The organism is Methanosarcina barkeri MS, assembly GCF_000970025.1.
Classification (GTDB): domain Archaea; phylum Halobacteriota; class Methanosarcinia; order Methanosarcinales; family Methanosarcinaceae; genus Methanosarcina; species Methanosarcina barkeri.
On record NZ_CP009528.1, the window covers coordinates 2,499,956 to 2,514,914 of the forward strand.

The following is a 14,959-nucleotide window of genomic DNA, read 5'->3' on the forward strand; positions in this document are numbered from 1 at the left end:
GCAAATTCATCCAACAATCAGAGATCAAGTAATAATTCATAATTAAAAAGTAGTTAGAAAATGGTATTGTTAGATGATTAGGGCATAGAATATATAATAAATTAATAAAAAGGAGTTTATGGAGTTCAAGAGTATTTCCAGTATCATCCAAACTTCATAAAACACGTCCTAAGGGGTAGTGACCATGTTACCTGTGTGTATATTTAAGCTTGCCTATTCTGCCTCCTGGGTGCTAAACAGGAGAAAAAATAATGGCAATGAGTAAAACTAGAGTAGGCGCAATATTTGCAGTAATGGTTTTCTTGAGTATTGCTTTAGTACCGGCTGTAATGGCATAGGAAGCATCAAAAGTAAGTGATAAACCTTCTGAACTGGAGCAAGGTCTAATTGATGCTCTAAATTCCAATACAAAAAACTCATCCACAGACGATGTGATTGCGAATTATTGTAAAGCAAACAAAGATAAGATTTCAATATCAGAGAACGCTACTGCTTCAGGCATAAATAGTTCAAGGACATATCAACTAAAAGATGGATCAAACATAACTTTTACAGATCGAGGTTATTTTTCAATTGATAACTTAAAAGTGAACAATAATACTCAACTAATTAATACAAAAAGCGAAATTAATCCACACTCTGGAACTGATTCGCTTTATGCACCTCCTCTAACATCTTCCGTAAGTGAATATAATTGGCTTGGCTGGAAATTGTTTACTGTTTGCACACAAGGATATTTTGAGTATAATCACAAATCTGTACAGCCTTATTTTTATGATTCATGGTACGTACATAATATGCCTTTCAATCTCTGGCAAATTTCTAATTGGGAAACAGGTACGCATCAAATTTCCAGTAGCACTGCAGAAATTTATGCTCAGGGGAATTTCCATTATGGTTTTGAGTACAATGGCAATGGCTTAACTGTTCAGAACTATTACGTCAAGGTTTATTTATCGTGCGACCAAAATGGAAATTACGAGGCTCACCATTCTATAACCAATCTTAATCCAACACTCAAAATTCGTTCTTTCAATCTTGAATTCTGATATCAATCGGGTTTCTGATCATGGGAAATAGTTCTGAAACTTTTATTGTAGAGAATAACTAAGATTTAGCCTGAAACTAAAAATAATAAGGGACTGGTAAAAATGAATTTTTCTATGCTGAGAATTTATTAATGTGGATGTGAATTTATTATGATGAAAAAATCAAGAAATATAAAGTTGTTTATCTTTTGCTTTACCTTTTTTTTTCTTTTGAATTATATAAACTTGATTGAACTTAATTTATCTACTTTTATAGCAGTAATCATTGCAGCTTTAATAGAAGCTCTCATCCTGTATTTAACCATAAAGTTATCATCACTATTTTTTAGTCTTTTTTAGTCATATATAAGGGAATACTGTAATTACCAGATACGGCAAACTTTCTGTACAGGAAACTAAAGATCAAAAGGAAAGCTGGAATTCTACCCTTGAAGAACTTGGTAAATCCAGTAATATCATATGGAATTGAGCTTACCAGATTGGATGTAAATATTTACGATGGTTTGCCTTCTAAAGAAAAAGCTGCTTTAGTTGAAGAGATTTACCAGATAATTGATGAAGAGACAAAAAACAAAATGTGACTGATATTCCAGTTCTTTTTGGAGAGAGCTGATTTTACCAACCTGATGTCTGAAGGTTCCTTTCAATGTGGGGCCTTACAGCTTCGATATATTTTGTCGCTTTTTCTTCATCATTCAGGTCAATACGAGCTTTTCCTATTCCTGCAGTAGTATTGTCTACAAACAATTGATATTCTTTTTTTGCAGGTTCTTCAGAAAACAGTTTCCCTATGATTCTCAGAGCCGGAATGTAAGACCCAAGAGCTAATTCCGGTTCACCGTTTTCGGCTTCAGCGAGCCCTCTCATAGAAAAGACATGGTATGAAATAGCAGGGTGTTTTATCTTCTTTGCGATTATTTCCGCTTTATCCAGACCTTCAAAGGCCTTTTTAAAGCGTTTATTTTCAATATCGTCAGCTATTTTAGAAAATAGCCGGTTGCCGAATCTCTCTGCTGTTTGGACATAAAGAGAATACTCTTTTGGATTTAATAATAGTTATCGCGCTTCCACTGAATCTGGAAAAGAAAATTTCGTAAAATGATTCTATTCGCGGGCCTGAATGGATAAAGACAGCAAAAATTATTTGCTAAAAAGAAGAAAAATAAAGCAAACAGGTTAGCAGGTAATTTGTCAATGACTGAAAAACTTGATTATCGGAGTTACAGTTTGATCTGAGTTACAGTTTGCAAAACTTCAGGTATAAAACTTGATTATCAGAGTTATAGTTTGCAAAACTTCAGGTATAAAACTTGATTATCAGAGTTATAGTTTGATCTGAGTTCCAATTTGCAGAACTTCAGGCATGCTTCTAGAGCCAAAAAATGTTAGGAGAAGTATACACGGATTACAAAAAGACTTTAAAGAAGTATCACTATGTTATCGAGAGAGGGTATCCCCATCCTCTTGGGGCAACGCCTGATGAAAATGGAGTAAATTTGTAACTATTCAGAGTTATATTTAGCGGCGCTCCTTTGAGCGCCGCGAGAATACTCTCTAAAACAGGTAAACCATTCTTTCTTATTGTGGAAATATATGCTCTAATTCTGCAGAAAGCTTCCGCTCCTCGTTCAGTTTTGAAAGTTCCTGATATTTTCTGCTGTAGCTTCATCATCCTGACATCTCTTTCTGCCTGATTATTCTCAAACGGAACTTTCAAGTCTGTCAGGAAGCTCAGGATCTTGTCTTTATGTTCTATAAACCTATCAAGCAGATTCCTTGCTTTGGTTTTTGGATGCATACCACGTTTTCCTTGTCTCTTAGGATTTAGAGAAGGTGGATTTTCTTCAATTCCTTTCACGATTACAGCATTGAACATCTTTTCTAATGCCTTAACCTGTTCAAAATCCAGATATTTAACCTGCTCTTTACACTCATCAGTATACTTTTTCATTTCAGATAACAGCTCATTCATATCTTTAGTCCATTGCTGTTTATAATTCTCCTCAATTCCAATAAGTTCTCTTTGGAGATGAGCATTGCAAAGAGCATGATCACAATTATAACCGTTGTAAGGTTTCCATCCATCAGGAACTGCTACCCCTTTAAACTCGGGAAGAATTCCCATAGCATCAATAGCTTCTGATCCTCTTTTTGGATGAGTAAAATAACATGTGTATTTGTCAGTAGAAGCTACATGAAGCCAATGTCTTTTTCCTTGAACTTTCATTCCAGTTTCATCACAATGGATAACAGGAGAAGCTAGTACCTTTTCTCAAATTATGGTTTCAAATTCTTCAAGATTCTGGAAACATTCTCTTTCTGCTTTAATAATAGTAGCAGAACAGATTTTTATCCCCATTACATCATGAAACAATTCAGAAATCCTTTCGTAAGGAATGAAATGGTGATTTTTAAAGTAAATTGCAGAGGACGAAATATTAGGGCCATATTGAACCGGATATTTTACGGATTCTGGAAAATCAGCTTTATTTAATCTTCCACAGTTAGTACAGGTTTTTATCTGACTTCGATGTTCCGTAACAGTAAGATTTACAGGTGGAATATCAAAAATCTGTCTTTTCTCATAAGCTTCAGCTTCAATATCCTCAAGAATATGTCCACACTCTTTGCAGTAACTCAAAGAATGTTCAATTATCTACACAGGATTATCAACCATTTCAAGAGTTGTGCCTGAATGACCTTCTTGACCTCCAGGTTTCTTACCACTCTTTTTACGCAGACTCTTGGGATTAGGTTTTACTTTGGAAAAATAGTCAGTAGAAGGAGGTTTACTGCTGTTTCTACTGTTTTGATTTAAGCGAGATTCTAAAACTTGCAATCTTTCAGTGAGGTCTTTAATTTGAGACTCAAGACTTATAATATAAGCAATAACTTCAGGGCTTGAAGCACATAGAGCAAGAATCTATTCGCGTTTCATCAAGGAGAAAAAGAACTCATTTTATATCCAATTTTTCCTAGGTACGAGGAAAAATTGTGTAGCCTTAACAAGGATACCTGAATAGTTACTATTATCATTCTTTGTTTATAAATACGTCGTCTTGTTGTTTTTAGTTGAGATGAAGTTTTTCTAATAATTTTCAATGTTTTCAATTTAAGAACTCAGAAAATCATTATATTTGGGATTAAGGCTAGTTTTAGTATAAGTAGTTTAAAATAATTCTGGGAATAATTATGTTCTATACGGGAGCAATAAGACTTGTGGATGTGTTGCGGTATAGTGAGCTTACAGTTAAAAAGCAGTATCTAAGCAGGTTTTGTAATTAACTTGATCACAACGTCTATTCTGTGTGATTTTGTACTCTAAATATGTATCCTAACTGCAAGATTAAGGATTCCTACAAAGTTCAAATAAGCCTTTTTTGCAACTGTACTTTCAGGATTAAAATCCATAGGAATATTAGAATCCATAGGAATTGAGGATAGGAGTTGAGGGGACATGGAGAAGAAGGGAGTAATAAATCTGTTCGCTTTTGGCATCGTACTGGTTAACGCTTTAACGATTGTAGCTTTGGGTTCTTCCGAAACTTTGAGTAGCACAAGCACTTCAGAAAAGGAAAAAGCTTTCGACCCCGAAAGTATGAATCTCTCAGTGAAACCTGGAGACGACTTCTATGAATATGCTGAGGGAGACTGGATAAAAAGTCATCCTGTACCCATGGATAAGTCCAGATACGGAGAGTTTGCAATAGTAGAAGACAGGACTTATGACCGTGTCAACGGAATTTTGGAGAGTGCAGCCAGTAATACCTCAGTTCCTGATGGAAGTCTCGAGCAGAAGATTGGCACATTCTACAGCATGGGAATGGATAATTTCACTCTGGAAAAGCAGCATCTTGATCCAATCAAAGGCAAACTGAAGATGATAGACAATACCTCCAGTGCTTCCGATCTTCAGTCAGTCTCAACACAAATGATGGAGTACGGCCTGGACCCTTTCTTTTCAATGTATGCTGCACCTGACAAGAAGAACAGCAAGATCATGATTGCTACCCTTACTCAGGGAGGGCTAGGCCTTCCGGATAGAGATTTCTATTTCAGACAGGACAATGAATCTATCAAAATCAGAGAACAGTATTTGACTCATGTTACCAGGATGTTTGTCTTCCTTGGCGATAGTCCAGAGGTCGCTGAGAATAATGCCAGGACTGTGATGAGGATAGAGACCCGGCTGGCCAATGCATCCTTTACCAATGTAGAAGACCGCGATGAGGTCAAAACGTATAACAAGATGAGCCTTGAGGAGCTTCAGGCCTTTGCACCAGGCATTAACTGGTCTTGTCTCTTCGTCTCTCTGGGTTATCCGGACGTAGCCGAGGTCAACGTCAGAAATCCTTCCTTCTTTAAAGAGTTAAGCAGCGCCCTTCAGGAAGAGAACATAGCTGATTGGAAGACCTTCCTGCGCTGGAAGCTGATTTTAGGGACGTCACCTTACCTAAGCTCCGACGTAGAAGAGGAACACTTTGATTTTTATGGAAGAAAACTCAATGGTCAGCAAGAAATGAAGCCCAGGTGGAAGAGGGTTATTGAAGCGGAAAATGAGGCTATGGGCGAGGCCGTAGGACACGTCTATGTAGATAGATATTTTGACCAAGGTTCCAGGGCCAGGATGCAGGATATGGTATTCAACCTGAAGAAGGCCTTCGGAGAGAGAATTCAAAACCTGGCATGGATGGAGTCTGAAACCAAAAAAGAAGCTCTCAAAAAGCTTGAAGTTCTGGATGTACAGGTAGGTTATCCAGATGAATGGCTGAACTATTCAGAGCTTGAATTTAAAAACGATTCATATGTTATGAATGTCCTCAGAGCTTCTAAATTCAAGTTTCATCATGGACCCAGCGGTCTGGATAGAATAGGTCAGCCTGTAAATCGCAAGCTGTGGGAGATGAATCCCCAGGAGACTAACGCCTATGCGGATTACAATAAAATAATTATAGTTTTCCCGGCAGGCATTCTTCAGCCTCCTTTCTTCAATAAGGATGCCGATGACGCTGTTAATTATGGTGCCATAGGTGCAATTATAGGACACGAGATGACTCACCATTTCGATAGCCAGGGCAGAAAGTTCGATGCAAGTGGAAATTTGACGGATTGGTGGACACCAGAAGATGCCGATAACTTCAACAAAAGCACGGAGGTTCTGGTGGACGAGTATAACAGGTTCGAGATTTTGCCTGGCCTGTACGTCAACGGCAACCTGACTCTGCCTGAGAACGTAGCAGATTTTGGCGGATTGACCGTGGCCTACCACGCTTATAAGCTCTCATTGAAAGAGGAGCCGGAAATGATTGATGGATTCACTGGAGACCAGAGGTTCTTTTTAAGCTTCACCCAGGTGTGGAGGGAGTCGGACACAGACGAATCACTAAGGACGTTAGCACTGACTGATACTCATTCACCAGCCAGGTTCAGGGTCAATGGAGTGGTTTTCAACGTGCCTGAGTTTTACAGGGCGTTCCCAAACGTAAAGCCCTCGGATAAACTCTACAGACCAGGAAGTGAGAGGCCAGTGATATGGTAAAATTATCGCTGGAAGCCTTTTCGTTTCTGAAGATGAAATACAGCACCTATGAATAGTCATGAACCCTGAATGATAGTACCTGTTGGCAGCTCTACTCTGCTTTGAAGTTATGCAGTGAACCTGTGGGGACCCGGCAAAAGATATGCTTCCCAGTCCGGTTCCTTTGCTGGATCTATTTCAGTCAGATACCTCGTTGCTCGGCACCGGGGCTCACTACCACAACTTTGATTGCCAGTTGTCGTCAGACACCTTCTTCAGGGTGGGAAGGAAGCTGCCAGTTAAAAAATATCCTGGAAAATATCCCGGCAGGGAAAACTGAAGGATGGGTATCTCACTCTTCTATATTCTTCCCTATACATTATTTTTCCAGAACTATGCGATTCTCAGATCCGGGAGCCAGAGGAGAAAAGGTCTCTAGGTAATTGACAAAGGCATCTAAATCTGGAGATCCTACCATCCTATCGGTCCCTTCTTTCATTACAGAGAAATTATCTCCTCCATCAGCCAGAAATCCATTCATTGTTACGCGGTAAGGGCTGCTCGGATCAATAGAAGTTCCATTGATTTTTATACTGGATATATCGACTTTCTCGCCCGTAGGAGCGCGTTCGTTCCAGGTATAACTAAAGCCCTTTGAAACCTGCAATATTCGCTTACTGCCAAGGGATGGGTTGTCGAATTGCTGTTCCAGCAAAGCGTCGATCTGAGTGCCGTTTAAGGTCATTGTGACCAGATCGTTTCCAAAAGGCTGGACACTGAAGGCCTCTCCATAAGTAACCTGACCTTGCAGTTCCCCACCGCTAATTTGATCATATACCAGGTCTGTGCGAATGCCGCCTGGGTTCATGAAAGCTATAACAGCACCGCCATTGCTTAAGTTAGAAGTAGCATATAACTGAGCATCGGCTACGACGTCACCCAGAGCAGATTCACCTGAATCACTGGCTGTATTTGTAATATTCTCTGTGATGTTACAGATCACCCGGTCCGCAAGGGGCGCAACCTGAGATTTATATTCCTCTATCAGCTCGCTTATTCCTGAGTCTTCAGTAATGTCTCTGGAAACTATGATATTTCTGGACCTTTCCTCGATCACATCACAAGTCTCGTTGCTTATCACCAGATCGATATCCGTGAGTAAATTACCTGCCGAACCGGCTTCTGTTACCAGACGGCCGTCAATAACAGCATTGTAAGCCTGATGTGTATGGCCAGTGATGAAAACATCTACTTCGTCGTCGGTGGCATTGATGACATCTAAAATTGGGCCGCTCATGTTCAGGCTCTCGTTATATAGTCCCTCTTGGGAACCGCCGTCATGGATGATCACCACTATGGTTTTTACGCCCATACTCTTCAGCTTTTTGACCTGTTCATTAATGGTCGTGGCTTCGTCCAGGAACCTGAACCCTTTCACTTTGGAAGCAGTCACTATGTATGGCGTGTCTTTTAGGGCAATTCCAATGAACCCTATTGGAACTCCCTGGACGTAGGTAATGTTATAGGCAGGGAATATTGTGGCGTTTGTGCTCTCATTGACTATATTTGCAGCCAGAAACTGGAAATGTGCTCCTTCAAAGGAGGAGTTACTCAGGTTGCCATCTGTCGGCTGGTAGCTGCCATTCTGAATGCGCATGAGCTCGCCCATTCCCTCGTCCAGATCATGGTTGCCTACGGCTGAAAAGTCGAGCCCCATCATATTGAGAGCTTTTATTGTCGGTTCATCCTGGAACAGGGCTGAGAGAAGCGGGCTGGCACCCATAGAATCGCCTGCCGATACCACAAATGTATTGGGGTTCTCAGAGCTGAGTTCCTTTATGTGAGTGGCCAGATACTCCATGCCTCCGGAATCAACGCATATGGGAGCTCCGGTCTCATTATAACCCGTAACCACTTTGCCGGTGGACGGTTCAATTTGACCGTGGAGGTCATTAATGGACAGGATCTGGACTTTTAATGTATTTTCTGACGTATTTTCCTGCGTATCTTCTAATGTACCCTTTTCAGGCCCTGAAGCCTCCAGGCAGCCAAGTGAGGCCAGAGAGACAAGTATCACTAGGCATAAATAAAAGGCAAGGTGCCTATTGGGCTTATTTGTCAAACAATTGTACTTTTTTAACAATATCTATCCCTCTTTAAGCATTAAAATCTGAGTCGAAAAACCGGTTCTTATAGTTCCGTGCTACAGTTTTTATATAATTAGGACTTGAGTGACTGAACCGCTTAACTACGCAATTTTATCATCCTCAATTTGTACTAACAGTGTTAAGTCTTGAAACTACAAATTTTTGGACATCTTAGTATTTTAAAATATTTATATGTAAAATTGTTTATATTTTGTAATGTTTATATATGAAATTGTTTATAGGTGAACCTTTGCAAGCCTTCATAGCCAGTTATCTTTTTTTGACAACCTTTGGAAAAAGAGAATATTTGTTGATCAGGAAGTCCGCATTCAGATTTTCATTAAACGTTCTCCATTTTTTGACATTTATAAAAAAGGCAATTTACAGGGTAAAGGTAATTTACAGAGTATTTTGTAAGATGATTTCTCGAAAGGTTGCTATGATCGATTTCTATATCTTAAAAGATGCAAAAATTAAGTTTGAAGGTTAGAAGAGCAGTAACATTTTATAAAAAATGATAGCTATCCTGATAAATTTCTATAAAAGTCAAAAAATTATATTTTAATTTATTTCTGAATTTTCTTCGTCCTGTATACCTTAGTCCAGGATGAGTTGAAGATTCTTTTCTATTTTCAGTTTAATAGCCTATTTTATTGTTAAAACTTATTTTGTCCAAATTCTTTTATCAACCAGTGTAAAACCAAAAGAACTAGTATTCCAATCCCCAAGATTTCAGGAACAGAAGAGAGCGAAATATGAAATGTAAACGATTTTTCAAACAGTTTTGTCAAGTATTCAATTCCATTGAAGTCCGTCCGATATTTGGGGAATTCGAATCCAAAGAGAGGCCAGAATAAAGTTCTGGGATTTGTCCACATATAATCTTCTATAAGATGGAAGAAAGAACCTGAAGCAAGGCTAAGAACTTTGATATCTTTTTTCTTTTCATATATGTATAAACCTATCAGGAATAGGGAAAGAACGAATAACAGAGTATGACATATGATACGTCCGTTTGCAAAGGTAGAAGCAAAGATAATCATTCCTACAGGTTTGTCGATTAAGTCGGGCAGAAGAGCTCCAATGGCTAAGTATTTTGGATCTATAATAGTCCTTAGCCGGGGTATTAAAATCCCAAGTAAGAAGAATACTCCCAATGTAACCCCAATATGTCCAAAAAGAAGCATCGCAAATTATCAAGACTTCAGTTATATATAAATATAGTCCATGGCTTTAAAAATTTTTAAAAAGTCGTATACTTTATTTAGAAGTGTCATTTAATTATAAAGACTAATCATTTAGCGGACTCATGTATTAACTATTAAAAAATATAAATTTCTAAAAATGTATTTTACTATTATAGCATGAAAATACTGCCATCTACAAGTACTTTCATTAGCTGTGCATGTTATTCAAAGAATTTCATGTGTGTTTAGTGAGAACAGGCACTCTCATCTGCTGAGTTTCCTTACCTACTCTGGATTGCAGTCTGCTGAAACTTCGTTTTCATATTTATAAGAGGCTAAAGACAACGTATAATTTTAGTTGATGTGTCTATTTTATTTCATCATACTCACAATTTTTCAGAAAAATTATTTGCCCTTTTCGATAGCTCCTCCCCTTACGACAAGTACTTTTTTAGAAAAATTATTTGCCCTTTTCAATAGCTTCTCCCCTTACGACAAGTACTCTTACATTAGATTGTCTAATCACATTTTCAGCTACACTTCCGATCAAAAATCTATGGACTCCAGTTCTTCCTTGTGTGCCTATAACGATAAGACCAATGTCGTTTTCTTCTGCAAAATCGACAATTTCTTCTGCAGGGTTTCCTTCAAGAATTACGGATTCGACCTTAACGTTTGCAGCTCTTCCGACATTCTCAACATAACTTGTTGCGTCCTTGCCTTCTGCTATGAGCTGGTCTTTAATTGCCTCATTCCATTCTTTACTTCTGGACTGAATTAATGAATCATAACCACCCAGTTCGATAACATGTACAGCATAAAGCTTTGCCTCGCTTAGTTTTGCAACTTCAACTGCTGTAAAAATTGCTTTTCTTACTCGTTCCGAACCGTCGGTTGCGACCATTATATTCCTGAAAACAGTATTTCTCATGCCAAACTCCCCTTTCCTTTTCGTTCTTTATGCAAATTATAGGACAATGATCACTTATATATCATCAAAGGAAATGAGTATATAAAAGCCGGTCAACTTATTTAATAAATCGATACAGAATGTACCATCGATAACAAGAAAAATTATGAAACATGAAATTTTACTGCTGAATGTGGGTTTCAAATACACTCTCCTGAATTGTAATAATAGGACTCAAGAGATTCAGATTAAATCTTCAGAAGCCTCCAGAGTCCTTAAAAACTTAATCTCCATAGATACCTTGATCCCCACAACCTTACTTGTTATACAGTCCAATAGCCTTATTCGTCTTTTCAATTGACTTTGCACCGTCGCTTTCAAGTTCCATCATAGCTCTTATAGCGTCAACATTTTCCGGAACTACAATCGATTCTTGATGGACAGCATGGAAGAAGTAAAGCTCTTTATCAGTCACTGTAATGGATTCGGGCCAGATACAGAGCTCCCACATATCGTGTCTGGGGCGTCCAATATCCCGCGCAAATTCAATTATCTCGGCTGTTGAAGTAATCCCCTGCCCTACTAAACGAATCCTGGACTGAGAACCAAAGATATTCTTAACGTCTTCTGCAGTGCAATCCTTATTGACTTCCATGTTTACAGTATGCACATGCATAAGAGTCGTCGGGACTTTTATAGCTGCAGTAGTTATGTTAATGTGTGGAAGCACACTCTGTACATCAGGTCCATGGTGAGACGGAAGTTTAATCGGGTTAAGTACGATTGCATCAACAGGTCCTTTTTTAATTTCATTGGGATCGACTGCTCTTCTTGTGAGACTTACCCTCACCTTATTTACTCCGAATTCCCTGTCTATAGTTGAAATAGCCCTGCAAAGTGCTGTAGTATTACATGAGACAACTCTTACAAGGTCACGGCCTACAGCCTGTTCGTAATTACTCTCCGCATTAAAGGAGAAACCTGCAAGCGGATGACTTTCGCCCCCCTGCCAGATTGCCTTTATCCCGATTTTCTCATACATAGGCTTATTTTTTTCCCCAATTCCCCCTGGAGTACAGTCCACAACCAGGTCAGCTTTTTCCAGCATTTCTTCAATACTTCCAGCTGCTGGCATTCCTGCTTTCTCAAAAGTTTCAACATTCTCAGCAGGAGCATATATATCATATCCTAGCTTATGTGCCACTGCTGCCTCATAATTCGGTTTTGTCTTGGAAATTCCGACAACTTCCATATCGTCCTGAGCCCTAACGGCGTCTGCAACCCTTTTTCCTATAGTTCCGTAACCGTTTACCGCGATTTTTGCTTTAGCCATTGTTATCCTATCCTTTTAATTTCCATATCTTAGGACTTACACACTCAATGTCCAAAATCAGGCACAATAGATGCAAGGTCAAATTTGCTTCTCAGGCAGTTGAAGGTTAACAACATCGAGTTCACAGTTTAACTGCTAACTTCCATGTTCAGTTCAGAAAATTCTAATTAAGATCCTCTCTCAGATCTTATCTGAAAGATATTGTGTCATGTTCTGCAATTTATAAAACCGGCATAATGTAACAAACCGCATCGATCCTGCAGACAAAGTATTAGACAAAGTATAACTTTTCGAATGGTCATTTTGATTTTTCTGATAAGCTCTTATTCAAATGCTGTAAATTTTTCTTTCAATGCACCACATATGGGACATACATCGGGTGCATCTCCTTCAAGGGTATATCCACATACCTCGCAAACCTGAATAGGACCTAATTCTGGGTCTTTTCCTGAGTTCACCGATTCTAAAGCTTTTTCATAAATCATCTTATGCATTTTTTCAGTACCCCAGGACCATTCAAAACTTCTTTGTGCACTTTTTTCTTTCTGGAATTTTGCGACTTCAATATATGCAGGATACATTTCCTCTATCTCATATGTCTCACCAGCAATGGCCAGCTTAAGGTTTTTCCTGGTATCACCCGGTCCAAAAACTGCCATACTATTTGCGACAAATCCCCCCTCGAGGTGTTTTAACTCCTTATAATGGTCTCCTGCATGTACATATTCCGCATGAGCGATTGCACGAAACAACCGAGCCACATTGCTAAGTTTTTCTATCTCTGCTTGATTTGCAAAATGCACATACCTCATATATGCTTGACTTTCTCCCCCAAACGCATTGATGAGATTCTGCTGTGTCATCATTTTCATTTAAAGCCGCCCCCCCTTTCAATAAGTTTAATAATCTCGTGTCTTTAGGACTTGTATATTTTAGAGCAAAAAAGCATGAGCAAACTATTGCAATACAATAATTAAAAAATTTAAATATCTCATGCTATTTATTTCAGTTTACCGCGTAGGCACTGAGTCATTTGCATTTGGATATAAATAAATAAAATGTCATAGAATACAAAGCCTTTTGCATCAATTAATTGTCTAAAAAGTAAGTAATCAAGGAGTTCTTTAAAGAAATAAAGTAAGTAACCAAAGGAGTTCTTTAAAGAAATAAAGTAAGTAACCAAAGGAGTTCTTTAAAGAAATAAAGTAAGTAACCAAAGGAGTTCTTTGAAGAAATAAAGTAAGTAACCAAAGGAGTTCTTTGAGGAAATTTAAGTTTGAGTCACACAGTTGAATTCAGAAATAATGGCATAAAATTTCAAACTACTTGAATTGGCGTGCTTGAATTGACAGATATTTGAAAGATATAATTGACTTTTCTATGCTTTGATAGAGTTCATGTTTTCTTTGCACTTCAAGGTCTTGAATCGTACATATAAAAGACAGCTTGTATGAACCCTTTAACCTTTATGGTACCTGAATGTATTGTTTTTCAGAGCCGTGATTCCTGGCAAGGGCTCACCAGAAAGATAGGTTATACTTGCACCTCCACCCATGCTTATATGGGAAAATTTAGATCCCAGGCCGAGTTGATCTATAGCATCTAAGGTATGCCCTCCTCCTGCGACAGAATAGCTTGCTTGAGTTGCAGCCTTAAGAAGTTCATCCGTGCCAAGCCTGAACTTATCTAACTCGAAAATACCGGTTGGACCATGAAAAACACATAGCTTTGCTTCCTTAAGATATTTGGAATAATTTTCGATGGTCTCGCGGCCAATATCAGCTATTGGAAGATTTCCTTTTTTAATCTTGTCCACTTCGACTTCTTGACGTTCTCCACCATTGTTTAACGCTACATCCTGAGGTACGATGATCTTGCCTGAGTACTCCTTGAGTAGCCTGGAAGCAATCGAAATCTGGTCAATGTATTTTTTATTTTCAATGAATTTCCTGTTGACTTCGCTTACATCAATGTTCATTGCCATCATAAATATCGTAGCTACTACCCCGGTGGTAAGGATCTTATCAGCTCCATCCCGCTTGAGAATAGTAGAAATTGCCTTTATGGAGTCGTTTGCTTTCGCTCCTCCCAATACAAAGATTGCTGGATGCTCATGACATTTCAAGGCTTTATCTAAACCTGTAATTTCCTTGTCCATAAGCATGCCAGCAACGCTAGGCAAGACCTCTGTAAACCCTACCACAGAACACTGAGATCTATGAGAAACTGAAAAAGCATCGTTTATAAAGAGGTCAAATAGTGGATACAACTTCTTGACCATCTGGCTTTTAGCCTGTTTATCTGGAGGGCGGTTCATGATCTCCTCAGCATTGAAGCGCGTGTTTTCAAGGAGCAGGACCTCTCCCTGGTCAAGGGATTTTATAGCATTCCTTGCGCAGGAGCTGAATATATCATCCTCGTAGGTTACTTCTCGACCCAAAAGCTCTGTTGCCAGCTTTGCATGGGCTTCCAGGGGGGTATAGTCTTCATCTCCTGGTCGACCCTGATGAGACAGCAGAACCACTTTTGAGTGCTCCAGGGACTGCAACGTAGGCAAATGACTCTTAATTTTCTTGTCGTCCAGTATGTTTCCATTGTCATCCATGGGTGAGTTAAAGTCCACCCTTACAAGTACTCTTTTATCGTCCAGTACGACATCACTCATCGTCAAATAATTCATTCCAGTTGTTTCCTGAGACATTATAGTACCCCCCATTCACATGAGTGTAAAGTTCTAACTTTCAATTCAATGCACTTTTTTCTCTGATTAGTTTAGCCAGAGATATTATCTTAAAAATATTCTAGATGACCAGAT

11 protein-coding genes and 1 pseudogene are annotated in these 14,959 nt (G+C 38.8%); 4 read left to right on the top strand and 8 right to left on the bottom strand.

What is annotated here, in order from left to right; genetic code table 11:
* Nucleotides 1-431 precede the first annotated feature (431 nt).
* On the top strand, nucleotides 432-1,049 hold the full coding sequence (locus MSBRM_RS10125; protein WP_048122793.1) for a hypothetical protein: 618 nt from the start codon (nucleotides 432-434) through the stop codon (nucleotides 1,047-1,049).
* A gap of 428 nt (nucleotides 1,050-1,477) precedes the next feature.
* Nucleotides 1,478-1,630, top strand: a complete 153-nt coding sequence (locus tag MSBRM_RS20355; protein WP_155396452.1) for a hypothetical protein — start codon at nucleotides 1,478-1,480, stop codon at nucleotides 1,628-1,630.
* Nucleotides 1,631-1,664: 34 nt separating this feature from the next.
* On the opposite strand, the gene MSBRM_RS10130 is transcribed toward MSBRM_RS20355, so the two are convergent.
* Complete coding sequence (locus MSBRM_RS10130) at nucleotides 1,665-1,916, bottom strand: hypothetical protein (protein WP_048117230.1); 252 nt, start codon at nucleotides 1,914-1,916, stop codon at nucleotides 1,665-1,667.
* Nucleotides 1,917-2,562: 646 nt separating this feature from the next.
* Nucleotides 2,563-3,972 (bottom strand): annotated as a pseudogene (gene tnpC / locus MSBRM_RS10135) (IS66 family transposase); the annotation flags it as partial.
* 534 nt (nucleotides 3,973-4,506) lie between these two features.
* Between tnpC and MSBRM_RS10140 the strand changes: the two are divergent.
* Both MSBRM_RS10140 and MSBRM_RS20360 read left to right on the top strand, forming a co-directional pair.
* Entirely contained in the window at nucleotides 4,507-6,588 is a 2,082-nt protein-coding gene (locus MSBRM_RS10140; RefSeq protein ID WP_048155586.1) for a M13 family metallopeptidase, read from the top strand.
* Between the two features lie 142 nt (nucleotides 6,589-6,730).
* Entirely contained in the window at nucleotides 6,731-6,907 is a 177-nt protein-coding gene (locus MSBRM_RS20360) for a hypothetical protein (RefSeq protein ID WP_155396451.1), read from the top strand.
* 39 nt (nucleotides 6,908-6,946) lie between these two features.
* Here MSBRM_RS20360 and MSBRM_RS10145 read toward each other — a convergent pair whose 3' ends face one another.
* The 6 genes from MSBRM_RS10145 to MSBRM_RS10175 form a co-directional block, all read right to left on the bottom strand.
* Nucleotides 6,947-8,710 carry a bifunctional metallophosphatase/5'-nucleotidase gene (locus MSBRM_RS10145; protein ID WP_218104529.1) on the bottom strand — a complete coding sequence of 588 codons (1,764 nt, stop codon included), beginning with the start codon at nucleotides 8,708-8,710 and terminating at the stop codon, nucleotides 6,947-6,949.
* A 660-nt stretch (nucleotides 8,711-9,370) separates the two neighbouring features.
* Nucleotides 9,371-9,901 (bottom strand): metal-dependent hydrolase, encoded by a 531-nt coding sequence (locus tag MSBRM_RS10155; RefSeq protein WP_048117221.1) that lies wholly within the window; start codon nucleotides 9,899-9,901, stop codon nucleotides 9,371-9,373.
* A gap of 460 nt (nucleotides 9,902-10,361) precedes the next feature.
* Nucleotides 10,362-10,832, bottom strand: a complete 471-nt coding sequence (locus MSBRM_RS10160; RefSeq protein WP_048117219.1) for a universal stress protein — start codon at nucleotides 10,830-10,832, stop codon at nucleotides 10,362-10,364.
* A gap of 295 nt (nucleotides 10,833-11,127) precedes the next feature.
* On the bottom strand, nucleotides 11,128-12,144 hold the full coding sequence (locus MSBRM_RS10165) for a type II glyceraldehyde-3-phosphate dehydrogenase (protein ID WP_048117217.1): 1,017 nt from the start codon (nucleotides 12,142-12,144) through the stop codon (nucleotides 11,128-11,130).
* Nucleotides 12,145-12,467: 323 nt separating this feature from the next.
* Complete coding sequence (locus tag MSBRM_RS10170; RefSeq protein ID WP_048117216.1) at nucleotides 12,468-13,016, bottom strand: rubrerythrin family protein; 549 nt, start codon at nucleotides 13,014-13,016, stop codon at nucleotides 12,468-12,470.
* A gap of 587 nt (nucleotides 13,017-13,603) precedes the next feature.
* Nucleotides 13,604-14,845 carry a phosphoglycerate kinase gene (locus MSBRM_RS10175; RefSeq protein ID WP_048155592.1) on the bottom strand — a complete coding sequence of 414 codons (1,242 nt, stop codon included), beginning with the start codon at nucleotides 14,843-14,845 and terminating at the stop codon, nucleotides 13,604-13,606.
* Between the last annotated feature and the right edge of the window lie 114 nt (nucleotides 14,846-14,959).

Coding starts and splice junctions, on each gene's coding strand:
- MSBRM_RS10140 (WP_048155586.1), top strand. CDS start 4,507: ATGGAGAAGAAGGGAGTAATAAATCTGTTCGCTTTTGGCATCGTACTG.
- MSBRM_RS10155 (WP_048117221.1), bottom strand. CDS start 9,901: ATGCTTCTTTTTGGACATATTGGGGTTACATTGGGAGTATTCTTCTTA.
- MSBRM_RS10130 (WP_048117230.1), bottom strand. CDS start 1,916: ATGAGAGGGCTCGCTGAAGCCGAAAACGGTGAACCGGAATTAGCTCTT.
- MSBRM_RS10175 (WP_048155592.1), bottom strand. CDS start 14,845: ATGTCTCAGGAAACAACTGGAATGAATTATTTGACGATGAGTGATGTC.
- MSBRM_RS10165 (WP_048117217.1), bottom strand. CDS start 12,144: ATGGCTAAAGCAAAAATCGCGGTAAACGGTTACGGAACTATAGGAAAA.
- MSBRM_RS10160 (WP_048117219.1), bottom strand. CDS start 10,832: ATGAGAAATACTGTTTTCAGGAATATAATGGTCGCAACCGACGGTTCG.
- MSBRM_RS20360 (WP_155396451.1), top strand. CDS start 6,731: ATGCTTCCCAGTCCGGTTCCTTTGCTGGATCTATTTCAGTCAGATACC.
- MSBRM_RS10170 (WP_048117216.1), bottom strand. CDS start 13,016: ATGAAAATGATGACACAGCAGAATCTCATCAATGCGTTTGGGGGAGAA.